Genomic DNA, 26204 nt, shown 5'->3' with positions numbered 1-26204 from the left:
AAAGCGGCATGGCCAGGTCCCGCCCCCTACGGCACCCGCACCGCGTCGCCCCGCAACACCCCGCCCAACTCGAACGCCTTCTGGAACACCTCGGGCGCCACCAGCCGCCGAAGACGCCGCTCCGTCGGAGTGACATCCGGGTCGTCCACGATGAGCTGCCCCCGCAGCGCGGACGCGGCGCCGAGCAACATCACCGCATGCTCGGCCTCACCCGGAACCCCACCCTCCACGACCCGGCACGCCAACGCCTCCGCCACCCGCGCAAGCTCGAGCCGCTGAGGCGGCGGCCCCGCCGACAACGTGCGGGCCTGCGCGAACCAGTCGTCCGCCTCGTCCGTACGCCCCTCGGCCAGCGCCACCCGCCCGAGGCCCAGAAAGATGTGCACGGTCTGCCCGAGGCTGAACCAGGAACGGGCGCTCGTCTCCAGAGCCGCTTCGTAATGCTCGCGCGCCAGTGCCGTGTCCCCGGCCAGCCGCGCCGCGTCGCCACTGCCCCACAGCGCCCCGGCCACCTTCTCGGGCGCGCCCGCCGCCCGAGCCTGCTCACCGGCCCGGGCGAAATCCGCGGCGGCCTCCTCGTACGCCCCGGTGCGCAACAAGATGGCGCCGCGTCTGCACAGCAGGTCAGCGGTCTCCTCGGGCGCGGCCAGCGCGTGCGCGTGCCGAAGCGCCTCGTCGATCAGCTCCAGCGCGCGCTCACGCTCACCGCGCCAGTCGGCGAACAACCCCAGCTGATCAAGGGAATTGGCCATGCCCCAGCGGTCCCCGGTCTCCCGGAAACCGGCCAGGGCCTGGGCGAAGAGGGCTTCCGACGCCGCCGGACGCCCGGCGAACTGCTCCTGGAACCCGAGGCCCACGGCGAGCAGCGCCCGCCCCCACGGATCGGCGCCGATCTGCGCGCGCACCCGCTCGTCGCGCGATCGCTCGGGCCCCACGGCGAGCGTCCACAGCACCACCGTGAACGGCAGCCGCAACTGGTGGTCCATCGTGGCCAGCGCACGGTCCGCCCGCGCCAGCCGGGCCTCGTCGCTGTCGCCGCTCACCGCGTTGAGCGCGCACAGCGCGTACTCCTCCTCCAGGCCGGGCGGCGGCTGCGCGCCCACCACGTCCATCAGCTCACGGGCCAGGGCGACCCGCTCACCGGCCAGCCCGCGCAGCCGCCAGAACCAGGTCAGGTCCGCCATCAGACGCAGCGCGTCGGTCGGAGCGGCATGAAGGAGGTGGCGCAGGGCGGCGTCCAGATTGCCGCGGTCGGTGGCGAGCCGGGCCAGCCAGGGGAGTTGGTCGTGGCCGCGCAGACGCGGCTCGGCCGCCGCCGCGAGCCGCAGGAAGTAGGCGGCGTGAGCGGCCTTCAGCTCTGCCAGGAGGTCGCCGGCCAACTGCTCGGCGCAGAAGGCGCGGATCGTCTCCAGCATTCGATAGCGCCCGTCGGACGCTTCCAGGAACGACTTCTCGGCCAGCGAGGCCAGCAGATCCTCCGGGTAGGGGATGCCGCACACCGCCTCCACGGCGTCCAGCGTCGCGCCGCCCAGGAGGCCGCTGCCCACGAACACCGTCATCCGGCAGGCGAGGTCCCGCTCCTCCTCGTCGAGCAGCTCCCAGCTCCACTCGACGACGGCCCGCAGCGTGCGGTGGCGCGGCGCCTTGGTGCGGTCCCCGCGCGACAGGAGCCGGAAGCGGTCGTCGAGCCGGTCGGCCAGCTCGTCGACCGTGAGCGTGCGCAGCCGGGCGGCGGCGAGCTCGATCGCCAGCGGCAGTCCGTCCAGGGCTTCGCAGATGGCGGCGATCCGGGTGTCGTGCGTGCCGTCGCCCGCCGCGAGGTCCGGGCGTACCGCCGCCGCACGGTCACGGAACAACTGCGCCGCGGGGCCGGCCGCGAGCGGTGGCACCGGGCACAGCACCTCACCGGTGATGCCGAGCGCCTCCCGGCTGGTCGCCAGGACGCGCACGTCAGGACAGCTGCCCAGGAGCGTGCCCGCGACCTGGGCGGCGCCCTCGACCAGATGCTCACAGTTGTCCAGCACGAGCAGCAGAGTGCGGCCGTCGAGCGCGCTCACGAGCCGCTCCATGCCCTTCTCGCCCTGCGGCCCCCGCAGCCCTTCCCGCACTCCGAGCGCGGTGAGGAGCGCGTACGGGATCGCCGCGGGGTCGGTGAGAGGCGCCAGCTCCACGTAACAGACGTCCTCGCGGGCCCGGCCCGCCTCGATGGCGAGCCGCGTCTTGCCGGCGCCGCCGGGTCCGGTCAGCGTCACCAGCCGGGCCTGATCCAGCAGGGCGGCGATCCTGGCCAGTTCGTCGGTGCGCCCCACGAAGGGCGTCAGCTGGGCCGGCACTCCACGCTGCCGCGATGGCGCCTGCCCCTGGTCCCGCAGCAGCTCCAGGTGGAGAGCCGACAGCTCGGGCGACGGGTCCGTGCCCAGCTCGTCCGCCAGCACCTGCCGCGCCTCGTCGTAGACGCGCAACGCCTCGGCGGGCCGCCCTGCCGCGTGCATCGCGCGCATCAGCAGTCCGTACAGGCGCTCGCCGAGCGGGTTTCGTGCGATCAGCTCGCGCACCTCGGCGACCAGGTCCGCCGCCGCTCCTTGGGCGAGGTCGGCTTCGATCCGGTCCTGCACGGCTGCGAGGCGCAGCTCGTCCAGGCGCGGTGAATCCACCGGCGCCGGACCGCGCCACAGGGCGAGGGCCTCGTGCAGGAGCGCCGCCGCGCGCGCGTGGTCCCCTGCGGTCAGCGCGAGCCTGCCTTCCCGGGATAGCCGGGTGAAGCGGTGCACGTCCACGGTGTCCGGGTCGACGACGAGCCGGTATCCGGCGGGCCCCGCCTCGATCTCCACGCCCAGCCGCTTGCGGAGCCGGGAGACATGCGACTGCAACGCGTTGGCGGCGTTGGCCGGCGGGTCCTCGCCGTACAGACCGTCGATGAGGCGCCCGGCCGGGACCGCGCGTCCGGCGTCCAGCAGCAGCACCGTCAGCAGGGCACGCGGCCGCGGCCCCCCGGGGTCCAGGGGGCTGCCGTCGTGGGCCCGCACGTCGAGGGGGCCGAGGATGCCGAACCGCATGCGCAGAGTCTCTCAGCCGCCACTGACAGTGGCGCCGGGTCCAGGAATGCCGGGGCGGATCCGGCGCGGGACATACGAAAAAGCCGGCCCCCGAGGGGACCGGCTCTTCCAAGCAACCAGCTAGGTGGCCGCGCTACGCGAAACGTCAGCGCGAGACCTTGCCGGCCTTGATGCACGAGGTGCAGACGTTGAGCCGCTTCGGCGTCCGACCGACCACTGCACGCACACGCTGGATGTTCGGGTTCCAGCGACGGGACGTACGGCGGTGCGAGTGCGAAATATTGTTGCCGAAGCCCGGCCCCTTGCCGCAGACGTCGCAGTTGGCAGCCACGGGTCACTCCAAAGACTTCAGATGCACTTACGGTTGATCCCGGCATGCCGGGATCAGGATCGGAGGATCTGAGTGGCGGTGCCAGGGGTGGCCCGATGGATATCGGGCAACCGGAGCAGCATACAACGGCTGCTTCGGTACAACGAAATTACCATGGGTGCCCGGCCCACTGCCCCGGGCACCTGGGGCGGGCCCCTTCCCCGGCGTCCGGCGGGCGGGGTCTACTCTGCGAGGCCAGTCCAGCCGCTCAAGGAGGCGCAGGTGCCGCAGGTGCTCGACGTCGTCGCGGTGCGCGCCTGGTGCTCACTGGCCCTGGAGGGGCTCGGCCGCGACCGCGCGGAGATCGACGCGATCAACGTCTATCCCGTGGCCGACGGCGACACCGGCACCAATCTCTACCTGACCGTCGAGTCCGCGCAGCAGGCCGTCGAAGCGGTTTTCGCGGGCCTGCAGGCCGGTCGTGAGCCTGCCGTCCCCGCGCTGCCCGAGGTGATGCGCGCGATGGCCCACGGCGCTCTCATCGGCGCCCGCGGCAACTCCGGGACGATCCTCGCGCAGCTCTTGCGCGGCATGGCCCAAGTTCTTGTCAGTGGCGGGGACGACTGCGACACCGGGGGCGGCGCGGTGCGTGAGACGGATCACGTGGACGCGCACACGCTGCGGCTCGCGCTGGAACGGGCCGCAGTCTCCGCGCGCGAGGCGGTCGCCCACCCCGTGGAAGGCACGGTCCTGACCGTGGCCACGGCCGCCGCACACGCCGCCGCGGGCAGTGACGGCGACTGCGCGGCCGTGGTCCGCGCCGCCTACGAAGGCGCGTGCGCGGCGCTCGACGAGACGCCCGGACAGCTCGCGGCGCTCGGCCGGGCCGGGGTCGTCGACGCGGGCGGCCGCGGCCTCGTCGTGGTGCTCGGGGCGTTGAGCGAGGCCGTCTCCGGACGGGCCGCCCCGGCACGCGCCCAAGTCACGGCGCCGCACGCGCGCGTGGAGAGCACGTCGGCCCTGGAATGTGCGGAGGAGCCCGACGCCGCCGGACCCGCGTTCGAGGTCATCTACCTCCTCGAAGCCGAGGAGGGGGCCGTGACGCGGTTGCGGAGCAGGCTCGACGCCCTCGGGGACTCACTGGTCGTGGTCGGCGGAGACGGACTGTGGAACGTCCACGTGCACGTCGACGACGCCGGGGCCGCCGTGGAGGCGGGCGTCGAGGCGGGCCGGCCGTACCGCATCCGCATCACGCACTTCGGGCTCGGCGACGCGCACGCGGCCCGCTCCTCGGCGCCGCCGCGCGAGCGGGCGCAGCGGGCGGTCGTGGCGGTCGTGCCGGGCGACGGGCTCGCGGGCCTGTACGCGGAGGCGGGTGCGACGACCGTGCCCGACCGGCCCGGCGAACCGCCGGCCAGCGGAGAGCTGGTCGACGCGATCCGGCGGGCCCACGCCCGCGAGGTGGTGCTGCTGCCGAACGACGCGGACCTGCGGCACACCGCGGCGGCCGCGGCCGGACAGGCCCGGTCCGAAGGCGTGCGGGTGGCGCTCATCCCGACCCGGTCCGCGGTGCAGGGCATCGCCGCGCTCGCCGTGCACGAACCCGACCGGAGCTTCGACGAGGACGTCGTCGCGATGACCTCGGCCGCCGGGGCGACCAGGTACGCCGAACTGGCCGTCGCCGAACGGCAGTCGTGGACGATGGCCGGCATCTGCCAGGCCGGTGACGTCCTCGGCCTCATCGACGGCGACGTGGCCGTCATCGGAGCCGAGGTCCCGGCGACCGCCCGCGCCGTCCTCGACCGCATGCTCGCGGCCGGGGGCGAACTCGTCACCCTCGTCCTGGGCGAGGCGGTGCCCGACGAGGTCGCGGCCGGCCTGGAGCAGCACGTCCGCGAGACCTATCTGGCGGTCGACACCGTGGTGTACCGGGGCGGGCGGGGCTCGGCGCCGATGCTCATCGGCGTCGAGTGACCACGCCGCTTCGCGGCCGCCTCTAGCTAGCGGGAGAGCGCCGCGCGGGCCTCGTCGCGGCGGTCCGTGTCGCCCGCCTCGTCGAAGGCTGCCGCGGCGCGCTCCAACTGCGCCGCACTCTCCTTGTCCTCACGCCGCTCCAGGAGTTCGGCGAACTGCCGGTGCGTGTGACCGCGTTCGGACCACACCGCCTCGCGGTCCGCGTCCTCGGCGGACAGGGCCTCCTCGCAGGCACGGATCGCCGCGGTCATGAACGCCCGCTCGTCCTCCGCCGACGCGGAGTCCAGCCAGGCACGCGCGCGCAGGCAGCGCACCACCGCATACACGTTCCCCACCGAGCTCCACAGCTCGCCCGCGCGCGCGTAGGCGCGATCCGCGTCCTCCGGTCGGCCCGCCCGGTCCAGGGCGTCCGCCGCAAGGTTCGCCAGCATGGCGTGATCGCGCTGCTCGGGCCAGTGCTGGGCCAGCTCCGCCGCCTTCAGCCAGGCCTCGGCGGACTGTGCGTGCTCGCCGAGCGCGCGGGCGCAGTCACCCAGCCACCACAGGGCCTGGACCAGCGCTCCGTCGCCGTGGTCCTCCGCGGTGAGGTCCAGCAGCGCCGACTCCAGCACCTCAGCTGCCTCCGCCATGCGCTCCTCACGCAGCAGATGGCCGCCCAGCTGGAAGCGGGCCCAGGCGCCGAGTCCGGAGTCACCGCCCGCCTCGTCGGCCCAGTGCGCGGCCTCCAAGGCATGCGCGGACGCCGAGCCGAACTGTTCGGTGGCGGCCAGCACGTCGGCGAGCTGAAGGTGGAGCCGCGCCGCACCGTAAGGGTCCAGATAGCCCTCGCCGTACTGCAGCGCGGCCCGCAGCGCTTCCTCGGCGCCTGCCAGGTCGTCGCGCTCCCGGGCGAGCCCGGCCAGCCGCACCGAGCAGTCCACGGCGAGCCAGGGGCGCTCGGCCGCCACGTGCGCGGCCGCGGACTCCTCGTACAGCGCCACGGCCGACTCCAGGTCTCCGCGGTGCACCGCGATGTCACCCAGCATCGACCGCGCCGACGCGGTCTGGGAGGCGAGCCGCGGCACGTCGCCGTACGGCTCGGTGACGGCGAGCAGCTGCCGGACGCACTCCTCGGCCTCGGCGGCCCCGGCGTCGTCAGCGTCGTCGGTGTGGGCCGCCAACAGGATGCGCGCCCGGCAGGCCAGGACGGCGGCGGTAGGCCGGGCCGACGCCGCGTCCAGGTCGTGCAGAGCGCCGAGCACCTGCGCGTACGGCTCCTGGATGGCGGCGAGGGCCTCCTCGGTCCGCCCTACGCGGGACAACGCGTACGCGCCCCGCGCGCGTGCCGCCCACGCCTCGTCCGGGTCCCCGGCGGCCTCGTACAACTCGGCGGCCCGCGCGAACAGTTCCGGGGCGTCCCCGGCGTCCATCGCCGCGTAGTCGGTGACCTCCGCACGGTCGTGGATGGTGAGCTCCAGACCCTGCGCCTCGGCGGCCCGGGCGGCGGTCTGCCAGGCAGCGGCCGCGTCCGGGCCGCCCTCGGTCTCCGACAGCCGCCGTGCCTCGGCCACCAGGGCCGCCGCGTCCCGGTCGGGCTCCGCGGGCGCCGCGGCCACGGGCTGCGCCGCCGCGACCGGGCGGGTCACCCGCACGCCAAGAGGGAGCCGGTCCAGCAGGGGCGGCTGGTCCATCCGCCGCCGCAGCCGTGCGCCGATCCGGTCGGTGCCGTTGCGCGCGTCGAAGCGCGCCGCGATGGACAGGGCCTCTCCGCGCGCGTGGACGGCGAGTTCGGTGGCGGTCCAGGCGCGGCCCGCGGGTCCTGGGACGGTCTGCTCGCCCAGACCCAGCGCGACCAGCCGGTCCATCACCAAGGCGGTGACCCCGAGGAAGTCCATCAGGGCCTGGGGATTGCCGTTGTCGGTGAAGTAGGCGGGCCGCTCCGCCAGCAGCTCCAGGGCCCGCGCCTCGTTGCCGGTCAGCGCGCAGAACTCCACGTGCGAGGCGAACGCGCTCCGCATGGACTCCATCGACCGTACGAGGCGGTGGCCGCGCAGGTGGTGGGCGCGGGCCTCCTCCGGGCGGCCCAGCCGCAGCAGCGGCACGAGCGAGACGGCGAGGGTGGCGTGCGGCTCGTGGGCGCACGAGAGTTCGCCCTTGAGGACCGGCCCCCACAGCTCCAGAGCACGCTCGTCGCGCAACAGGTCCGCCTGGCGCTCGCCCTGCCCGTTCAGCTCACAGGCATGGCAGTCGGCCATGTCGTCGCGGTCAGCAGCCAGCCACGCGTCGTACGCGCGCGTGGCGCGTTCCTCGTCACCTATGTGGTCGGCGATGTAGAACTCGCTCATCCGGACGGCCCGCTCCGAATGACCGGCCACTCTGTAGCGGTGCTCCATCTCGCCGAGCCACTTCTCTATGGAGGCGAGCGGAATGTGCGGCTGGTGCAGCATGCCGCCGGACATCCACTTGAAGACCCAGTGCAGCGCGTGCGTCTCGTAGGCGTCGAAGTCCTCCGGGCGCTCGTCCCACATGCGCAGCAGCCGCGCGAAGGGGACGAACATCTTGTCCTTCTCGGAGCTGTAGTTGTACATCTGCAGCTGATGGCCGAGCGCCTCGATCACGGCGAGCGGGGCGCCGATCCGCTCGGCCTCGGCGAGCAGTTGCTCCGCGCGGCCGCCACGGGCGGGGCCCTCCGGCTGCGCGGCGTTCTCCGCCATCGCCCTGCGCAGTGTGTCCAGGTCCATAAGGTCGCTCATCGGGGGTCGTCCTTTCCGGTGCCGGGGTGCGTGGCCCACTCCAGGAGGCCGATGAACGAGCGGTTCAGGAGCGCGGAGTCGGCGGGGCGCAGCGGTCGCTGCGCCATCAGCAGGGCCTGTCCGTACAGCGCCTCGGCCGCCGTGCCGATCAGCTCGGGGTCGGCGAGCGAGCTGATCCGGCGGATCAGCGGGTTCAGGTGGTTGAGCACCAGCCGTGCGCGGGGGGCGCTGCCGCGCAAGGAGCCGAGGATGCCCGACCACAGGTCGTCGGCCTGCGCCTCGGCGTCCGCGCGCGCCTGCTCGTGCCGGGCCGCCCGGTCGTCCAGGTGCAGCGCGGGCACCGTCAGGGGGTGGAAGGCACGCAGCACGACGTCGCAGCCCAGCGGGTCGAGCCTGGCCCGCGCGGCCGACAGGAAGCCCGCCAGGGCCAGCTCAGCGGCGGGGTCGACGGCGTCCAGGTGCGCGGTGACCGTGTCCGCGTCCAGTTCCGACACGGCGGTGCCGGGACGCACCGAGGGCAGCGCCTCGACGAGATCGGCGTCATACGTGTAACCGCCGTTGACGACCCCGACGCCCTGCGCGGAGGCGATCGGCGCGACCTGCCGGTACTCCTCGACGGTCCGCGTGAAGTGCACGACCGGATGCCGCTGGGCGAACTCCTCCAGGGACAGCCGCCCGTCGGTCGTCTCGAACGGCAGCCAGGGAAGCATCGTGCGCAGCATCTCCTTGTCGTGCCGCGCGAGGGACTTGACCCCCAGGTGGTGCACCGACAAGAAGGCGGCCAGCCGCTCGGGGTCGCCGGCCGCCAAGGAAGTCAGCCACTCCCGGATGCGCTCACCCAGGGCCTCGCGCACGGCGGCCAGGGTCTCGTCCTCGTACAGGGACTCGCGCGAGGCGGTGGGGCGCAGGCTGTCCGTGTCGATGACGCAGCGCACGAAGAAGGCCCAGTCGGGCAGCAGTTGCTCGGCCCGGTCGGTGAGCAGCATTCCCTTCAGGTGGACCCTGTGGCCGGCGCGCTGGGCCGGGCTGACCGCCTGCGGCAGCACGTGGGCGACGCCCCGGACGCCGGCGAGCGGCACATCCAGGTCGATCGAGTCCAGCGGGGTGAAGCCGAACAGCTCGTGGCAGTGGCGGGCCAGGGCCACCCGGCGCGCGGCCGGGCTGGGATACGTCCGGCTCCAGGCGGCGGGCAGCTCGGTGACCGGGGTGTCCCCGACGCGCACGTCGTAGGGCAGCAGCGAGCCGAAGTCCCGCGCCAGGGACAGCACGCGCTCCTCGGTCAGCCAGTCGGCGGCGCCCGCACGGGCCTGGAGGTACACGGTCGTGCCGGGCTCGGCGCGGGCCTCGTCCGGGAGCGTGCGGACCGTGTACGAGCCGTCGTCGCGCGCCGTCCACTCGACCGGTGGCGCGTCGGGCGTGCGCGCGCTGCGACTGACGACGCGGATGCGCTCGGCGACCACGAAGCAAGCGAGCAGACCGATGCCGAACTGCCCCAGGAAGTCGGCGCGGGCCGCTTCGAGCCCCTCGCCGCGCTTGGAGCTGCGGCCGATCGTGGCGAGCAGGCTGTGCACGTCGGACTCGGTCAGGCCGATGCCCGAGTCCTCCACGCGCAGCGACCCGGCCGCCGCGTGCAGGCGCACGGTGGCCGGGGTGCCGGGCTGCTCGGCGCGCCGGGCCGTGATGGCGTCCACGGCGTTCTGCAGCAGCTCGCGCAGGTAGACCTTGGGGCTGGAGTACAGGTGGTGGGAGAGGAGGTCGACGAGGCCGCGCAGGTCGACCTGGAAGGTGTGCGGTGTCTGTGAGTTCATCGTCGCTGCGCCGGTGGGGGGACGGGCGACGGCGCGGGTCGGGCGGTCCCGCGAGAGGTGACCGCGATCAAGGTCTGAGCCGGTCATCCTAGGGCGGGACACTCCCTTGTGACCAGCGGTTTTTCAGGGGTGATCGGGGGATCGGCGCGGGAATGTCAGTGGCGTGGTGTGCAATGGATCTCGTGCCCGTGCTCGAAGAACCGCTGAAGAAGGTGCTCGGCCCTCCCACCGCGAAGGTGATGGCCGAGCATCTAGGCCTGCACACCGTCGGTGACCTGCTCCACCACTATCCGCGCAGATACGCCGAGCGCGGGGAGCTCACCCGGCTCGCCGAGCTGCCCCTCGACGAGCACGTCACGGTCGTCGCCCAGGTCGCGACCGCCCGCGTCCTGCGGTTCAACGGGGGCAGTGGCCAGCGTCTCGAAGTCACCATCACCGACGGCAGCGGCCAGCTCCAGCTCGTCTTCTTCGGGCGCGGCATCCACAAGCCCCACAAGGACCTGCTGCCGGGCACCCGCGCGATGTTCGCCGGCAAGGTCGGCGTCTTCAACCGGAAGATGCAGCTGGCCCACCCCGCCTACCAGTTGCTGACCGCGGACTCCTCCGAGGACGCCGCCGAGACCGTGGGCTCCTGGGCCGGCGCGCTCCTGCCGATCTACCCGGCCACCGCCAAGCTGGAGTCCTGGAAGATCGCCAAGGCCGTCGACCTGGTGCTGCCCAGTGCGCGGGAAGCCGTCGACCCGCTGCCCGAGTCGTTGCGCGAGGGCCGCGGGCTCGTCCCGCTCACCGAGGCGCTGCTCAAGATCCACCGGCCGGGGACGAAGGCCGACATCGCCGACGCGCGCGCCCGGCTCAAGTGGGACGAGGCGTTCGTCCTCCAAGTCGCCCTCGCCCGCCGCCGTTTCGCCGACACCCAGCTGAGCGCCGCCCCGCGCGTGGCGAAGCCGGACGGACTCCTCACGGCCTTCGACGAGAAGCTGCCGTTCACCCTCACCGACGGTCAGCAGAAGGTCTCGAAAGAGATCTTCGACGACCTCGCGACCGAGCACCCGATGCACCGGCTGCTCCAGGGCGAGGTCGGCTCGGGCAAGACGATGGTCGCCCTGCGCGCCATGCTCGCCGTCGTCGACGCGGGCGGCCAGGCCGCCATGCTCGCCCCCACCGAGGTCCTCGCCCAGCAGCACCACCGCTCGATCACCGAGATGATGGGGGAGCTGGCGCAGGGCGGCATGCTGGGCGGCGCCGAGCACTCCACCAAGGTCGTGCTGCTCACCGGCTCCATGGGGACCGCCGCGCGCAAGCAGGCGCTGCTCGACCTCGTCACCGGCGAGGCCGGGCTCGTCATCGGCACGCACGCGCTGATCGAGGACAAGGTGCACTTCCACGACCTGGGTCTGGTGGTGGTGGACGAGCAGCACCGGTTCGGCGTGGAGCAGCGCGACGCGCTGCGCTCCAAGGGCAAGCAGCCCCCGCACCTGCTGGTCATGACCGCGACGCCGATCCCGCGCACGGTGGCCATGACCGTCTTCGGCGACCTGGAGACCTCGGTCCTCGACCAGCTCCCGGCCGGCCGCTCCCCGATCGCCAGCCATGTGGTGCCCGCCGCCGACAAGCCGCACTTCCTCGCGCGCGCGTGGGAGCGCGTACGGGAGGAGGTGGGCAAGGGGCACCAGGCATACGTGGTCTGCCCCCGCATCGGCGACGACGAGGACGAGAAGCCCAAGAAGGGCGGCAAAAACGCGGCGAAGAAGCAGTCCGCCGAGGACGAGGCGGAGAAGCGGCCCCCGCTGGCCGTGCTCGCCGTCGCCGAGGAGCTGGCGCACGGCCCGCTCCAGGGCCTGCGCGTCGAGGTGCTGCACGGCCGGATGCACCCCGACGACAAGGATGCGGTGATGCGCCGCTTCGCCGCGGGCGAGACCGACGTCCTGGTGGCCACGACCGTCATCGAGGTCGGGGTGAACGTGCCGAACGCGACGGCCATGGTGATCATGGACGCCGACCGCTTCGGTGTCTCCCAGCTCCACCAGCTGCGCGGCCGTGTCGGCCGTGGCGCGGCGCCCGGCCTCTGCCTCCTGGTGACCGACATGCCCGAGGCCGGCCCGGCCCGCGCGCGCCTGGGCGCCGTCGCCTCCACCCTCGACGGCTTCGAGCTGTCCCGCATCGACCTGGAGCAGCGCCGCGAGGGGGACGTGCTCGGACAGGCCCAGTCCGGCGTGCGGTCCTCGCTGCGGATGCTCGCCGTCATCGAGGACGAGGAGATCATCGCCGAGGCGCGCGAGGAGGCCACCAGAGTGGTCACGGCCGATCCGGAGCTGGCGGGACTGCCGGGCCTGCGCACGGCGCTCGACGCCCTCCTCGACGAGGAGCGCGAGCAGTACCTCGACAAGGGGTGACCCCCTACCGGCCAGGTCACGAGGCCCGTCCTTTGAGACACTGATCGGGACGGGCCTCGCCGGCACCCCAGGTACGGGCGGGCCTGCCGCAGTGATTCGATCAGCTGTGATCCAGAAGACTCGACAAACGAGTAGGCCAGCAAGCCAGCAGGCCAGCAGGCCAGCAAGCCAGCAAGCCGACAAGCCGACAAGGACCGAGATGACCCGCGTGATCGGCGGCCGCGCCGGCGGACGCCGCCTGACCGTGCCGCCGGGCAACGGCACCCGCCCCACCTCCGACCGGGCGCGCGAAGGCCTCTTCTCCACCTGGCAGGCGCTGCTCGGCACGCTCGACGGCACCCGCGTCGCCGACCTGTACGCGGGCTCCGGCGCCGTCGGCCTGGAAGCGCTCTCCCGGGGCGCCGCGCACGCCCTGCTCGTCGAGGCCGACGCCCGGGCGGCCCGCACCGTCCGCGAGAACATCCGCGCGCTGGGCCTGCCCGGAGCCGAGGCACGGACCGCCAAAGCGGAGCAGGTCGTGGCGGGAGCGCCCCCGGCCGACCCCTATGACCTGGTCTTTCTCGACCCTCCCTACGCCGTCTCGGACGACGATCTTCGGGAGATACTGCTCACACTCCGCACTCAGGGCTGGCTCACGGACGACGCGCTCGTCACCGTTGAACGCAGCACCAGAGGCGGCGATTTCCGGTGGCCCGACGGTTTCGAGGGACTGCGGTCCCGTCGCTACGGCGAGGGCACGTTTTGGTACGGTCGCGCCGCCCTGAACACCACCCTCACGTGCGACGACGCACGATGACCGGACCGGAGAGCGAGGGACTTCCCGTGCGCCGCGCAGTCTGTCCCGGGTCGTTCGACCCCATCACCAACGGCCACCTCGACATCATCGCCCGAGCCTCCAAGCTGTACGACGTCGTGCACGTCGCGGTGATGATCAACCAGTCCAAGAAGGGCCTGTTCACGGTCGACGAGCGGATCGAGCTGATCCGCGAGGTCACGGCCGAGTTCGGCAACGTGGAGGTGGAGGCCTTCCACGGCCTCCTCGTCGACTTCTGCAAGCAGCGCGACATCCCGGCCATCGTGAAGGGCCTTCGCGCCGTCAGCGACTTCGACTACGAGTTGCAGATGGCGCAGATGAACATCGGCCTCTCGGGCGTCGAGACCCTCTTCGTCCCCACCAACCCCACCTACAGCTTCCTGTCCTCCTCGCTGGTCAAGGAGGTCGCGGCCTGGGGCGGTGACGTCTCTCACCTGGTCCCGCCGCGGGTGCACGGGGCACTGACCGAGCGCCTTCCCAAGAAGTGACACCCACCCGCCAGTTGGGCTTACAGTCGTCCCGTCCGTCTCCACACCCCCTGTCAGCCCAGTGACGACAGTGACAAGACGAGAGAGTGGCGAGCACACGGTGGACGTGCAGAAGAAGCTCGACGAGATCGTCGCCGCGGTCGGCAGCGCCCGGTCCATGCCCATGTCGGCCTCGTGCGTGGTCAACCGCGCCGACCTGCTCGCCATGCTCGAAGAGGTGCGCCAGGCGCTGCCCGGCTCCCTCGCGCAGGCCCAGGAGCTGATCGGGGGCCGCGAGCAGATGGTCGAGCAGGCCCGTGCGGAGGCCGACCGGATCATCGAGACGGCCCACGCCGAGCGCGGCTCGCTGATCTCCGACACCGAGATCGCGATCCGCTCGCAGAACGAGGCGGAGCGGATCCTCGCCGAGGCCCGTCAGGAGGCCGAGGAGGTCCGCGCGGAGGCCGACGACTACGTCGACTCCAAGCTGGCCAACTTCGAGGTCGTGCTCACCAAGACGCTCGGCTCGGTCGGCCGGGGCCGCGAGAAGCTCCTCGGCACCGGGCCCGGCCCGGACGAGCAGGGGTACGTGGACCCCGAGCTGGACGACGCCCCCGAGCGCAGCCACGACCCGGAGACGCTGCGCCGCGACGCCGACGCGTACGTCGACACCAAGCTGGGCGCGTTCGAGGCGGTCCTCGCCAAGACGCTGGACGCCGTCGGCAAGGGCCGCCAGAAGCTGCACGGCCGGATCGCCAGCGACGACCTGGGCGCGCTGTCCATGGACGTCGACGGTGGCTCCCAGGCGCACACCAGCGACGCCGACTACCTGGCGGGCCTCGCCGACATCGGCGGCCAGGACCAGGGCCGCGCACAGAGCCAGGAGCAGCAGCCCGAGCCCGCCGCGATGCCGCCGGTCCCGGACCAGCAGCCGGTCGCCGCGTACCAGGATCCGCAGGACGCGTACGGCTACCAGCAGCAGGGATACGGCCAGCAGGACCCGTACGCCGCCTACCAGCAGCAGGACCCCTACGGCTACCAGCAGCAGGACCCGTACGCCGCCTACCAGCAGCAGGATCCCTACGGGTACCAGCAGCAGCACCAGGACCAGCAGCACCAGGGGCAGCAGCACCACGGCCAGCAGCAGGAGCAGGCCGGCGCGCTCGACGAGACCAGTCTCTTCGACACGAGCATGATCAGCCTGGAGCAGATGCGCCAGTACGAGCAGGGGCGCTGACGCCGCTGTCCCCGGGGGCGTCGCGGGGCGGCCGGGACCGGATTGGGCCGTGAGCGAAAGGTCCAGTACCCTGGTGGTTCGGTCGCGCGTACACGTGTGATCTCAAGCTGCCCGGACAGTTCGCGGCGGCGACCCCATGAGTTTCGAAGATCGAAAGCAGGAACAGCCCTGAGTACTCGCCTCGACCACCGCAACCCACTTGTGTTCGACACACACGAGCTGGGCCGGCGTCCTGGTGCCATGCAGCGGCTGTCCCGCACGATCGACGCTCCCGCGGATCTGGGTATCCAGGGAGTCATCGGAGTGCCGGAAGGCGCCCCGGTGGAGCTCGAGCTCCGACTGGAGTCGGTCATGGAAGGGGTGCTTGTCACAGGCACCGCCCGTGCACTGGCGAAGGGGGAGTGCGTAAGGTGTCTCGAGCCGATCGGCCTCGAGGCCGATGCGGACTTCCAGGAGATGTTCTCGTACCCTGACGCCGACGACCGGGGCCGTGTCCGCACGGAGCCGGCCGACGACGCCGGGGAATCCCCAGAGGACGAGGACAGGCTCTTTCTCGAGGACGGCTTGTTCGACCTCGAGCCCGTGCTGCGTGATGCGGTAGTGCTCGCACTGCCGATGCAGCCGGTGTGCCAGGACGACTGCGAGGGACTGTGCTCCGAGTGCGGAGTGCGGCTCGCGGACGAACCGGGACATCATCACGACGCCGTCGACATCCGTTGGGCGGCTTTGCAGGGACTCGCTGGATCCATCCAGGACGGCGAGAAGGACGAGATGAGCGGCGCCGAAGCGGAAGCGGGCGTCGACGAGAAGCAGGAGAAGTAGCCGTGGCTGTTCCGAAGCGGAAGATGTCGCGCAGCAACACGCGCCACCGCCGGTCGCAGTGGAAGGCTGCGGTCCCCACCCTGGTTTCGTGTGAGCGGTGCCAGGAGCCCAAGCTGCAGCACATCGCGTGCCCCGCTTGTGGCACCTACAACAAGCGCCAGGTTCTCGAGGTCTGAGCGGCTGGTGAGAGGCACAGTGGCTAGCCATAAATCGGCGGAAGACGCCAAGAAAAAGGCCGACACCACAGCCTCGTCCCACACGCTTCTGGAAGGGCGGCTCGGGTATCAGCTCGAGTCCGCCCTTCTGGTGCGTGCGCTGACGCATCGCTCGTACGCGTACGAGAACGGCGGACTGCCCACGAACGAGCGGCTGGAGTTCCTCGGGGACTCCGTGCTCGGCCTCGTGGTCACCGACACCCTCTACCGCACCCACCCCGACCTGCCCGAAGGCCAGCTGGCCAAGTTGCGGGCCGCGGTGGTCAATTCGCGTGCACTGGCGGAGGTCAGCCGCGGGCTCGACCTGGGCTCCTTCATCCGGCTCGGCCGGGGCGAGGAAGGCACGGGCGGCCGGGACAAGGCGTCGATTCTCGCCGACACCCTTGAAGCGGTGATCGGCGCGGTCTATCTGGACCAGGGGCTGGACGCGGCCGGTGAGCTGGTGCACCGGTTGTTCGACCCGCTGATCGAGAAGTCCTCGAACCTCGGAGCCGGCCTGGACTGGAAGACCAGTCTCCAGGAGCTCACGGCGACCGAAGGGCTCGGTGTCCCCGAGTACCTGGTCTCCGAGACCGGCCCCGACCACGAGAAGACCTTCACTGCTGCCGCCCGCGTCGGAGGCGTCTCGTACGGCACCGGCACCGGCCGCAGCAAGAAGGAAGCGGAGCAGCAGGCCGCCGAGTCCGCGTGGCGTGCGATTCGCGCCGCCGCGGACGAGCGGGCCGAGGCCGCGGCAGCTGCCGCCCCCCAAGGGGCAGCGGCAGAGACCGCGCCCGGCGTCTGATCGCTGCGCTTCCTGCGCCCGTCCCCAATCGGTTCCGACCGGTGGGGGCGGGCGTTTTTGCGGGCCGGCCCCGGCCTCGTGTTGTATGTGCGGCCTGGTGGGGGCTGGTCGCACTGTTCCCCGCGCCCCTTCCGGGGCACGATCCGCCCCGCCCCTTTCCGGAGGTTCCCGTGCCAGAGTTGCCCGAGGTAGAGGTCGTCCGGCGCGGGCTGGCCCGGTGGGTCGCGCACCGGACCGTCGCCGACGCCGAGGTCCTGCATCCCCGCTCCGTCCGCCGGCACGTCGCGGGCGGTGACGACTTCGCGTCACGTCTCGTGGGGCAGCGGATCGGCGAACCCAGTCGCCGTGGCAAGTACCTGTGGCTGCCGCTCGAGACGGCGCACATGTCCGTGCTCGCGCACCTCGGCATGAGCGGCCAGCTCCTGGTCCAGCCGCACGACGCCCCGGACGAGAAGCACCTGCGCATCCGCGTCCGGTTCGCGGACGAACTCGGTACCGAACTCCGCTTCGTCGACCAGCGCACCTTCGGCGGCCTGTCCCTGCACGAGACCGCTCCGCACAGCGCGGACGGGCTGCCCGACGTCATCGCGCACATCGCCCGCGACCCGCTCGACCCGCTCTTCGACGACGCCGCCCTCCACGAGGCGCTCCGCCGCAAGCGCACCACCGTCAAGCGCGCGCTGCTCGACCAGTCGCTCATCAGCGGTGTCGGCAACATCTACGCGGACGAGGCGCTCTGGCGCGCGCGGCTGCACTTCGAGCGCCCGACGGCCGGGCTCACGCGCCCGCGCACCGCCGAACTCCTGGGCCACGTCCGGGACGTGATGAACGCGGCGCTCGCGGTGGGCGGGACGAGCTTCGACTCGCTCTACGTGAACGTCAACGGGGAGTCGGGCTACTTCGACCGCTCCCTCGACGCGTACGGGCGCGAGGGCGAGCCGTGCCGGCGGTGCGGTACGCCCATGCGGCGCCAGGCGTGGATGAACCGGTCCAGCTACTTCTGCCCGCGCTGTCAGCGCGCCCCGCGCGTCCCGTCGTAGCGCTCGCGCGCCGCCAGGACGTCGTCCATCCGCCCCTCCAGGAGATGGATGAGGGCCAGCAGCCGGTCGGTGACGTCCCGGCCGAGCGGCGTCAGCTCGTAGTCCACGCGCGGCGGGTTCGTGGGCTGGGCCTCACGGTGGACGAGGCCGTCGCGCTCCAGGGCGTGCAGCGTCTGGGAGAGCATCTTCTCGCTCACGCCGTCCACGCGGCGGCGCAGCTCGTTGAAGCGGAGCGAGCCCTCGGACAGCGCCCCCAGCGTGAGCGCGCCCCAGCGGCCCGTGACGTGCTCCAGGGTGCCCCGCGAGGGGCATGCCTTGGAGAAGACGTCGAAGGCGAGGTCGGTGCTGTCCATACGCCGAGAGTACTCCCGCGCAGCGCGATCCCAGGGGTGGCGCTTGCCCAGGGTAAGCGTGTGCTGTGCCGGGGGGACGGGCTCAGAAGCCGAAGTCCTGGGTCCACCACGGGCCGCCGGAGCCGAAGTGCACGCCCACGCCGAGGGTCTTGTAGTCGCAGTTGAGGATGTTCGCCTTGTGGCCGGGGCTGTTCATCCAGGCCTCCATCACGGACTGCGCGTCGGCCTGGCCGCGGGCGATGTTCTCCCCGCCGAGGTTGCTGATGCCGGCCTTCTTGGCGCGGTCCCACGGGGACGCGCCGTCCGGGTCCGTGTGGTCGAAGAAGTCCCGTGCCGCCATGTCCTCGCTGAACGTGGTCGCCAGGGCGGCGAGGTCGCCGTCGGCGGTGACGGGGGAGCAGCCGACCTTGGCCCGCTCCTGGTTGACGAGGCTCAGCACCTGGGCCGCGGTCGCGCTCTGTGCCGAGGTGGCGGGCGCGGCGGGGGTGGGTGCCGCCGTCTTCTCGGGGGCCGCGGTCGAGGGGCTCGCGCTGCGCTTCGTACCGGTGTCGCTGTCCGCGGTTGTTTTCGACGGCGCGGGTTTCCTGGACGGCGCGGCAGAAGGCTTGGCCGCGGCGGATCTGGAGGCCGGGGCGGAGGGCGTCCGCCGCTCGGTGGTGCGGCTCGCGGCCGACGGGGCGCGGCCGTCGACCGTGCCGTCCGTACCGCCCTGTGCCTCGATGGAAGGGGAACCGGCGGCCTGCACCTTGGTCGCGTCCTGATCGCCGCCGAACTTGTACGTGTCGGCGCCCGGTATCAGGCCGGACGCCACCGCGACCGCGCCCATGGCGACGGCGGCCGAGACCCCCAGCAGCCCCGTGCGGACGGGGACGGCACCGCGCTTCTTCCGGCGGTGCGATCGGCCGAGCGCCTCCTGCCCCGCGCCACCGGCGTCGGATATGGACCCGTACACCGCGGCCACGGTCGCGTCGTCGTCCGTGAAGGCGGAGAGGTCCGGGAAGGGCTCAGGATCGAGGGAGACCGAGGGGCCCGGGGAGACCGAGGGGCCCGGGGACGTCGCGGTGTACGAGGTGCGTGGCGCGTAGGTGTCGTAGTCGTAGGAGGCGCGCGGTGCGTATGCGTCGTACGCGTCGTGTGGGGCGTACGGGTCGTACGAGGTGGATGCGCTCCGCGTGGAGTGGGCACGGGCGGGAGCGGTCGTAGGAGCGGAGGCGTACTGGTGCCAGGGGGCCTCAGGCGTCGCCCGATCCGCGCGGTGCGCATGATTCGCGGGGTACGGCTGTGTCGCAGGGTACGGCTGTGCCGCGGGGTAGGCATGGTCTGCGGGGTACGACCGCGCTGCGGGATACGCATGGTCCCCGGGGTACGCCCGCGCCGCGGGGTAGACCTCGTCCGCGACGAATGTCCCCGGGTGCGGTGCGGCCTGCTGGTGCCCCGCTCCGTACGTCCCCTCGGCGGCCTCCTGGAACCGGGGCTCCGGGGTGTCCGTGGCGCGGCCCGTGGCGGCGCGGCCGGCGTCGGAGCGTCGGTGGCGTCCCATGTGTGGCCTTCCTCGTCTTCGCGGTCGTCCCAGGGGCCTCACCCGTACGGGTGAGGCTCAGTTGGTCGGCGACGGTACCGCAAGGCGCGAGGGGGCGAAGTGCCCCGCGTGCAATTGGCCGGTTAGCGTGCAGGCATGAACGAAGACGTGCGGCTGACCGCGTGGGTGCGGGGACGCGTCCAACGTGTGGGTTTTCGGTGGTTCACGCGTGCGCGAGCCATGGAGATCGGCGGCCTGTGTGGTTTTGCTCTCAATTTGGAGGACGGTCGCGTCCAGGTGGTCGCCGAGGGGCCCCGGCAGGCGTGCCAGCAACTCCTCGACTGGCTCCATGGCAGCGACACACCCGGGCGCGTCGACGGTGTGACTGAGATCTGGGACACGCCACGGGGCGGCTACGACGGGTTTGCCATCCGCTGAACCGTCACCGCAGGCAGGCCCCGCGGAGCCGGAGACGAAGTGCCACCGGCAACTGCGCGGGGCAGGAATGCCCTGGTGGTTGCCAAGACGGGGCGCTCGTGGCAGGCTCCCGGAAAACGGTAGATCGCCACCCTCGCGGGGCCCCGCAGGTCAGGCCGCACCGGACGAAGCGCGGTGCGAAGCCCCCGGGTCGCCCGGCAATACGGGGCGTGATCGTGTTGACCGTCAAACTTTTTGGTGAGACTCTGGAATGCCCGCGCACCTTAGCTGTTTGGCATGGAAGAACGGCACCACAGCACGAAGTGTGCCAAGCACCGCGGGTGCGATTCCCATACGACCCACACCGATTCGGTCGGTCACTCAGTGTGGAGGACCATCCATCATGGCAAAGGCGCTTCTCGGTTACGTCGGCGGCAGCGACCCGCGACTCCTCGCCGAGATGCGACGGCTCCAGCAGCGCGTCCAGGATCTCGAATCCGAGCTCGGCCGTATCCAGGCCGAGAACGACGCGCTCGCGGCTGCCGCTTCTCGCGACTCTCTCATGGAGAGCATCGACGTACCCCAGGCGGAGCCGGCGCTCACCTGATCACGCCCAGCGACGCGCGTGAGCAGGCTGCTCGTACAGCCGCTTGACTGAAATATGCAAGGGACGCTTCGGCGTCCCTTCTTTCTTGCTCCCCCTCGACGCCCCATTGTCCTAACGCTGATGTGCCCTACGGCCTCCCCGGTGAAACCGTGGGTTCATGGAGTGAGACAGGGGTGCCGGGTAGAGTCCGACGGCGTGCATCTCAAGGCTCTGACCCTGCGCGGGTTCAAATCGTTCGCCTCGGCCACCACGCTGCGGTTCGAGCCGGGCATCACCTGCGTCGTGGGGCCCAACGGCTCGGGCAAGTCCAATGTCGTGGACGCCCTGAGCTGGGTCATGGGCGAGCAGGGGGCCAAGTCGCTGCGCGGCGGCAAGATGGAGGACGTCATCTTCGCCGGCACCACCGGGCGTCCCCCGCTGGGCCGCGCCGAGGTCTCGCTCACCATCGACAACTCCGACGGCGCGCTGCCCATCGAGTACGCCGAGGTCACCATCACGCGGATCATGTTCCGCAACGGCGGCAGCGAGTACCAGATCAACGGCGACACCTGCCGGCTCCTCGACATCCAGGACCTGCTCTCCGACTCCGGCATCGGCCGCGAGATGCACGTCATCGTCGGCCAGGGGCAGCTCGACGGCGTCCTGCACGCCGATCCGACGGGCCGCCGCGCCTTCATCGAGGAGGCCGCGGGCGTCCTCAAGCACCGCAAGCGTAAGGAGAAGGCGCTGCGCAAGCTGGACGCGATGCAGGCCAACCTCGCCCGCGTCCAGGACCTGACCGACGAACTGCGCCGGCAGCTCAAGCCGCTGGGCCGGCAGGCCGCCGTCGCCCGCCGGGCCGCCGTCATCCAGGCCGATCTCCGCGACGCGCGCCTGCGCCTGCTCGCCGACGACCTCGTCCGCCTCCAGGAGGCGTTGAGCACCGAGGTCGCCGACGAGGCCGAGCTGAAGCAGCGCAAGGATGCGGCCGAGGAGGAGCTGAAGAGGGCGCTGCTGCGCGAGGGACAGCTGGAGGACCAGGTGCGGCAGCTGACGCCCCGACTGCAGCGGGCGCAGCAGAGCTGGTACGAGCTGTCGCAGCTGGCCGAGCGGGTGCGCGGCACGATCTCGCTGGCCGACGCGCGCGTCAAGAGCGCCACCTCCGCACCGGTCGAGGAGCGGCGCGGACGCGACCCCGAGGACCTGGAGCGCGAGGCCGCCCGGGTGCGGGAGCAGGAGGCCGAGCTGGTGGCGGCGCTCGAAGCGGCCCAGGTGGCGCTCGACGAGACGATCGCGCACCGGGCCGAACTGGAGCGCGAGTTGCTTGTCGAGGAGCGGCGCCTGAAGGACGTCGCCCGGGCCATCGCCGACCGCAGGGAGGGGTTGGCCCGGCTCCAGGGGCAGGTCAACGCGGCGCGGTCGCGGGCCGGTTCCGCGCAGGCCGAGATCGACCGGCTCACCGCCGCCCGGGACGAGGCGCAGCAGCGGGCCGTCGCCGCGCAGGAGGAGTACGAGCAGCTCCAGGCCGAGGTCGACGGGCTCGACGCGGGCGACGAGGAACTCACGACGCAGCTCGAAGGAGCCAAGGCCGCGCTCGCGGGCGCCGAGTCCGCGCTCTCCGCGGCCCGGGAGGCGGCCACGTCCGCGGAGCGCAAGCGGGCCGCGGTCGCCGCGCGGCACGAGGCCCTCGCGCTCGGGCTGCGCCGCAAGGACGGTACGGGTGCGCTGCTGGCGGCGCGGGAGCGGCTGACCGGGGTGCTGGGGCCGGCCGCCGAGCTCCTGTCGGTGGCGCCGGGGTTCGAGGTGCCGGTCGCCGCGGCGTTCGGGGCCGCCGCCGACGCGATCGCCGTGACCTCGCCCGCCTCCGCGGCGGAGGCGATCCGGCTGCTGCGCAAGCAGGACGCGGGCCGCGCGGCACTGCTCCTGACGGGCGACCCGGCGGGCCCTGCTGAGGCGGACGGGGGGCCCGCGGGCCCTGCGACGGGGTCGGAGCCGGGCAGCCCGGCCCCGGTGACGATCGCGGGGACCACCACCGACCTCGAGCCGCGCGACACCGCGCCCGCGGGCACCCCCACCGACCCCACCACCCACCGCACCCCTCCCACCGCCACCGACCCCACCACGCACCGCGTCCCTCCCACCGCCGTCGAGCCGGAGCCGCGCCGCACCCCTCCCACCGCCGCCGAGCTGGTCCGTGGCCCCGCCGAGCTGATGCCCGCCGTGCGGCGGCTGCTGCGGGGCGTCGTGGTCGTGGGCACCCTGGAGGACGCCGAGGACCTCGTCTACGCGCGGCCCGAGCTGACCGCGGTGACCGCCGAGGGCGACCTGCTCGGGGCGCACTTCGCCCAGGGCGGTTCTGCGGGGGCTCCGAGCCTCCTCGAAGTGCAGGCGTCCGTCGACGAGGCCGCCGCAGAGCTCGAACGACTGGCCGCACAGTGCGAGGAGCTGGCCGAGGCGCAGCACGCGGCGGCCGAGCGGCGCACCGAGTGCACCGGGCTCGTCGAGGAGCTGGGGCAGCGGCAGCGCGCCGTGGAGCGGGAGCGTTCGGGCCGCGCCCAGCAGCTCGGGCGGCTCGCCGGCCAGGCGCGTGGCGCCGCTGGGGAGGCCGAGCGCAGCGCCGCCGCTGCGGCCAAGGCGCAGGACGCGCTGGAGCAGGCGCTCATGGATGTGGAGGAGCTGGCCGAGCGGCTCGCGGTGGCCGAGGAGCAGGCCCCCGAAGGGGCGGGGGAGGAGGAGCCGGACACCTCCGTGCGGGACCGCCTCTCCGCGGACGGGGCCAACGCGCGCCAGACGGAGATGGAGGCCCGGCTCCAGGTACGTACGCACGAGGAACGGGTGAAGGGGCTCGCGGGGCGGGCCGACTCGCTCGACCGGGCCGCCCGCGCCGAACGCGAGGCACGCGCGCGTGCCGAGCGACAGCGCGCCCGCCTGCGGCACGAGGCGGCGGTCGCGGGGGCGGTCGCGGCGGGCGCGCGGCTGCTGCTCGCGCACGTCGAGGTCTCCGTCGCCCGGGCCGACGAGGAGCGGACGCTCGCGGAGCGGGCCAAGGCCGGGCGGGAGCGCGACCTCGTCGCCGAGCGGGGCCGCGGCCGCGACCTCAAGGCCGAGCTCGACAAACTCACTGATTCAGTTCACCGAGGCGAGGTACTAGGAGCCGAGAAGCGGCTGCGGATCGAGCAGCTGGAGACCAAGGCGCTGGAGGAACTCGGTGTCGAGCCGGCCGGGCTTGTCGCGGACTACGGTCCGGACCGGCCCGTGCCGCCCTCGCTCCCCGCCGAGGGCGAGGAGCTGCCGGAGGACCCGGAGCATCCGCGCAATCTGCCGCGGCCCTTCGTCCGTTCGGAGCAGGAGAAGCGGCTGAAGTCCGCGGAGCGCGCGTACCAGCAGCTCGGGAAGGTCAATCCGCTGGCCCTGGAGGAGTTCGCGGCGTTGGAGGAGCGCCACAAGTTCCTCAGCGAGCAGCTGGAGGACCTGAAGAAGACCCGCATCGACCTCCTTCAGGTGGTGAAGGAGGTGGACGAGCGGGTCGAGCAGGTCTTCACCGAGGCCTACCGGGACACGGCACGCGAGTTCGAGGGTGTCTTCAGCCGGTTGTTCCCGGGCGGTGAGGGACGGCTGATCCTGACCGATCCCGACAACATGCTCACCACGGGCGTGGACGTCGAGGCCCGCCCGCCGGGCAAGAAGGTCAAGCGCCTGAGCCTGCTCTCGGGTGGCGAGCGGTCGCTCACGGCAGTGGCGCTGCTGGTCTCCATCTTCAAGGCGCGGCCCAGCCCGTTCTACGTGATGGACGAGGTCGAGGCCGCTCTGGACGACACCAACCTGCAACGCCTGATCCGCATCATGCAGGAGCTCCAGGAGGCCTCGCAGCTCATCGTGATCACGCATCAGAAGCGCACGATGGAGGTCGCCGACGCGCTGTACGGGGTCTCCATGCAGGGCGACGGGGTGTCGAAGGTGATCAGTCAGCGGCTGCGCTAGCCCGGTCACCGTCCGCGCCTCCACGCTGTCTTCAAGACTTGAACTCATCCATCCCTTCCATGCCTGAAAACTCACAGCAGACCAACTATTGACTTCGAAACTTGAAGGCATAGTCTCTGCAACGTTGCTTTTACCTTCAGGTGGTGGGCGGCGTGCAGTTGTGCGCCACTGGAAGGGCTCGCCCCCACCCCCGGCAGCGAGGCCGGTGGCCCGAGGAGTACACGTGACCAGCACTGAGGCACCTTCGCCAGGAGCCAGAAACGCCCAGCCCGATCACCTCGGGCACGTCATCTTCATCACGGCGGCGGCCGCGATGGGTGGCTTCCTGTTCGGCTACGACAGTTCCGTGATCAACGGCGCGACGGTCGCCATCCAGCACAAGTTCGACGTCAGCGCCGACATCCTGGGCTGGATCATCGCGTCCGCGCTGCTGGGCTGCGCCGTCGGCGCCGCCATCGCCGGACGCATCGCCGACCGCATCGGCCGCATCCGCTGCATGCAGATCGCCGCGTTCCTCTTCGCGATCAGCGCCATCGGCTCCTCCCTGCCCTTCGCGGCCTGGGACCTGACGATGTGGCGCGTCATCGGCGGTCTCGGCATCGGCATGGCGTCGGTGATCGGTCCCGCCTACATCGCCGAGGTGGCCCCGCCCGCGTACCGCGGCCGGCTCGCCTCGTTCCAGCAGGCCGCCATCGTCATCGGCATCGCCGTCTCCCAGCTCGTCAACTGGGGCATCCTGAACATGGCCGACGGCGACCAGCGCGGCAAGCTGGGCGGCCTGGAGGCCTGGCAGTGGATGCTCGGCGTCATGGTCATCCCGGCCCTGCTCTACGGCCTGCTCTCCTTCGCGATCCCCGAGTCGCCGCGCTTCCTGATCTCCGTCGGCCGCCACGAGCAGGCCAAGAAGGTCCTCGCGGACGTCGAGGGCGAGGGCATCGACACCGACGCCCGTGTCGCCGAGATCGAGACCGGCATGCGCCGGGAGCACAAGTCGTCCTTCAAGGACCTGCTCGGCGGCAAGTTCGGCTTCCTGCCGATCGTCTGGATCGGCATCTTCCTGTCGATCTTCCAGCAGCTCGTCGGCATCAACGTGATCTTCTACTACTCGAACCAGCTCTGGCAGTCCATCGGCAAGGACCCCTCCAGCTCGTTCCTGTACTCGTTCGAGACGTCGATCGTGAACATCATCGGTACGGTCATCGCGATGATCTTCGTCGACCGCATCGGCCGCAAGCCGCTCGCGATCATCGGCTCCGCCGGTATGGCCGTGGCCCTGTTCACCGCGGCCTGGGCCTTCTCCTACCGCACCGGCACCGGCGACAACGTCTCGCTGCCGAACGCGCAGGGCCTCACCGCGATCATCGCCGCCAACGCCTTCGTGCTCTTCTTCGCCCTGTCCTGGGGCGTGGTGGTCTGGGTACTGCTCGGCGAGATCTTCCCCAACCGGATCCGCGCCGCGGCGCTCGGTGTGGCGGCCTCGGCCCAGTGGCTGGCCAACTTCGCCATCACCAAGACCTTCCCGAGCATGTCGGAGTGGAGCCTGACCGGCTCGTACATCATCTACGGTGCCTTCGCCGCGATCTCCATCCCGTTCGTGATGAAGTTCGTGAAGGAGACCAAGGGCAAGTCCCTGGAGGAGATGGGCTGACCGCCCGCTCCCCGCAAGACCCGGGGAGATGGACCAAGTCCCCGCTGC

The 26204-nt window shown here is 72.1% G+C and carries 19 protein-coding genes; 13 read left to right on the top strand and 6 right to left on the bottom strand.

The window, feature by feature from the left end; genetic code table 11:
- Window positions 1-26 precede the first annotated feature (26 nt).
- Together ACIBW6_RS25080 and rpmB are read right to left on the bottom strand one after the other, a co-directional pair.
- A complete protein-coding gene (locus ACIBW6_RS25080; RefSeq protein ID WP_399063277.1) occupies window positions 27-3056 on the bottom strand; it encodes a BTAD domain-containing putative transcriptional regulator in 3030 nt (1009 codons plus the stop codon).
- 145 nt (window positions 3057-3201) lie between these two features.
- Window positions 3202-3387: a 50S ribosomal protein L28 gene (rpmB, locus tag ACIBW6_RS25075; protein WP_003957616.1), complete on the bottom strand. Its 186-nt coding sequence runs from the start codon at window positions 3385-3387 to the stop codon at window positions 3202-3204.
- Window positions 3388-3648: 261 nt separating this feature from the next.
- On the opposite strand from rpmB, the gene ACIBW6_RS25070 reads away from it, so the two are divergent.
- Entirely contained in the window at window positions 3649-5340 is a 1692-nt protein-coding gene (locus tag ACIBW6_RS25070) for a DAK2 domain-containing protein (protein WP_399063276.1), read from the top strand.
- A gap of 26 nt (window positions 5341-5366) precedes the next feature.
- Here the strand turns inward: ACIBW6_RS25070 and ACIBW6_RS25065 are convergent, their stop codons facing one another.
- On the bottom strand, window positions 5367-8072 hold the full coding sequence (locus tag ACIBW6_RS25065) for a tetratricopeptide repeat protein (RefSeq protein WP_399063275.1): 2706 nt from the start codon (window positions 8070-8072) through the stop codon (window positions 5367-5369).
- Window positions 8069-9880, bottom strand: coding sequence for an HSP90 family protein (locus ACIBW6_RS25060; RefSeq protein ID WP_399063274.1), 1812 nt, complete (start codon window positions 9878-9880; stop codon window positions 8069-8071). The genes ACIBW6_RS25065 and ACIBW6_RS25060 overlap by 4 nt, the downstream gene beginning before the upstream one ends.
- Window positions 9881-10053: 173 nt before the next feature.
- Here ACIBW6_RS25060 and recG point away from each other — a divergent pair, with 173 nt between their 5' ends.
- The 8 genes from recG to mutM all read left to right on the top strand — a co-directional run bounded on the left by recG (window position 10054) and on the right by mutM (window position 17652).
- Window positions 10054-12273 carry an ATP-dependent DNA helicase RecG gene (recG, locus tag ACIBW6_RS25055; RefSeq protein WP_399063272.1) on the top strand — a complete coding sequence of 740 codons (2220 nt, stop codon included), beginning with the start codon at window positions 10054-10056 and terminating at the stop codon, window positions 12271-12273.
- Window positions 12274-12472: 199 nt separating this feature from the next.
- Window positions 12473-13069, top strand: a complete 597-nt coding sequence (gene rsmD / locus ACIBW6_RS25050; RefSeq protein WP_399063270.1) for a 16S rRNA (guanine(966)-N(2))-methyltransferase RsmD — start codon at window positions 12473-12475, stop codon at window positions 13067-13069.
- Window positions 13070-13095: 26 nt separating this feature from the next.
- Window positions 13096-13575, top strand: coding sequence for a pantetheine-phosphate adenylyltransferase (gene coaD / locus ACIBW6_RS25045; RefSeq protein WP_399063268.1), 480 nt, complete (start codon window positions 13096-13098; stop codon window positions 13573-13575).
- Window positions 13576-13675: 100 nt separating this feature from the next.
- Complete coding sequence (locus ACIBW6_RS25040) at window positions 13676-14791, top strand: ATP synthase F0 subunit B (RefSeq protein WP_399063534.1); 1116 nt, start codon at window positions 13676-13678, stop codon at window positions 14789-14791.
- Between the two features lie 168 nt (window positions 14792-14959).
- A complete protein-coding gene (locus ACIBW6_RS25035) occupies window positions 14960-15613 on the top strand; it encodes a YceD family protein (RefSeq protein ID WP_399063532.1) in 654 nt (217 codons plus the stop codon).
- Window positions 15614-15615: 2 nt separating this feature from the next.
- Complete coding sequence (gene rpmF / locus ACIBW6_RS25030) at window positions 15616-15789, top strand: 50S ribosomal protein L32 (RefSeq protein WP_030361955.1); 174 nt, start codon at window positions 15616-15618, stop codon at window positions 15787-15789.
- A 7-nt stretch (window positions 15790-15796) separates the two neighbouring features.
- Window positions 15797-16612 carry a ribonuclease III gene (rnc, locus tag ACIBW6_RS25025; RefSeq protein ID WP_399063265.1) on the top strand — a complete coding sequence of 272 codons (816 nt, stop codon included), beginning with the start codon at window positions 15797-15799 and terminating at the stop codon, window positions 16610-16612.
- Window positions 16613-16782: 170 nt separating this feature from the next.
- Window positions 16783-17652: a bifunctional DNA-formamidopyrimidine glycosylase/DNA-(apurinic or apyrimidinic site) lyase gene (mutM, locus tag ACIBW6_RS25020; protein ID WP_399063263.1), complete on the top strand. Its 870-nt coding sequence runs from the start codon at window positions 16783-16785 to the stop codon at window positions 17650-17652.
- Here mutM and ACIBW6_RS25015 read toward each other — a convergent pair.
- Entirely contained in the window at window positions 17625-18005 is a 381-nt protein-coding gene (locus ACIBW6_RS25015) for a winged helix-turn-helix transcriptional regulator (RefSeq protein WP_399063260.1), read from the bottom strand. The genes mutM and ACIBW6_RS25015 overlap by 28 nt on opposite strands.
- Window positions 18006-18087: 82 nt before the next feature.
- Entirely contained in the window at window positions 18088-18966 is an 879-nt protein-coding gene (locus tag ACIBW6_RS25010) for a CAP domain-containing protein (protein WP_399063530.1), read from the bottom strand.
- A 714-nt stretch (window positions 18967-19680) separates the two neighbouring features.
- Here ACIBW6_RS25010 and ACIBW6_RS25005 point away from each other — a divergent pair.
- The 4 genes from ACIBW6_RS25005 (at window position 19681) to ACIBW6_RS24990 (ending at window position 26156) form a co-directional block, all read left to right on the top strand.
- The gene (locus ACIBW6_RS25005) at window positions 19681-19962 is read left to right on the top strand and encodes an acylphosphatase (RefSeq protein WP_399063258.1); all 282 of its coding nucleotides are present in this window, start codon (window positions 19681-19683) and stop codon (window positions 19960-19962) included.
- A 382-nt stretch (window positions 19963-20344) separates the two neighbouring features.
- A complete protein-coding gene (locus ACIBW6_RS25000; protein WP_399063255.1) occupies window positions 20345-20548 on the top strand; it encodes a hypothetical protein in 204 nt (67 codons plus the stop codon).
- 195 nt (window positions 20549-20743) lie between these two features.
- Entirely contained in the window at window positions 20744-24508 is a 3765-nt protein-coding gene (locus ACIBW6_RS24995) for an AAA family ATPase (RefSeq protein ID WP_399063253.1), read from the top strand.
- A 223-nt stretch (window positions 24509-24731) separates the two neighbouring features.
- Entirely contained in the window at window positions 24732-26156 is a 1425-nt protein-coding gene (locus ACIBW6_RS24990) for a sugar porter family MFS transporter (protein ID WP_399063252.1), read from the top strand.
- The last annotated feature ends 48 nt before the right edge of the window (window positions 26157-26204 follow it).

Source organism: Streptomyces sp. NPDC049813, from assembly GCF_044465085.1.
Lineage (GTDB): Bacteria > Actinomycetota > Actinomycetes > Streptomycetales > Streptomycetaceae > Streptomyces.
The sequence above is the reverse complement of the archived record's forward strand: the minus strand, read 5'-3'. Positions and strand labels throughout refer to the sequence as shown.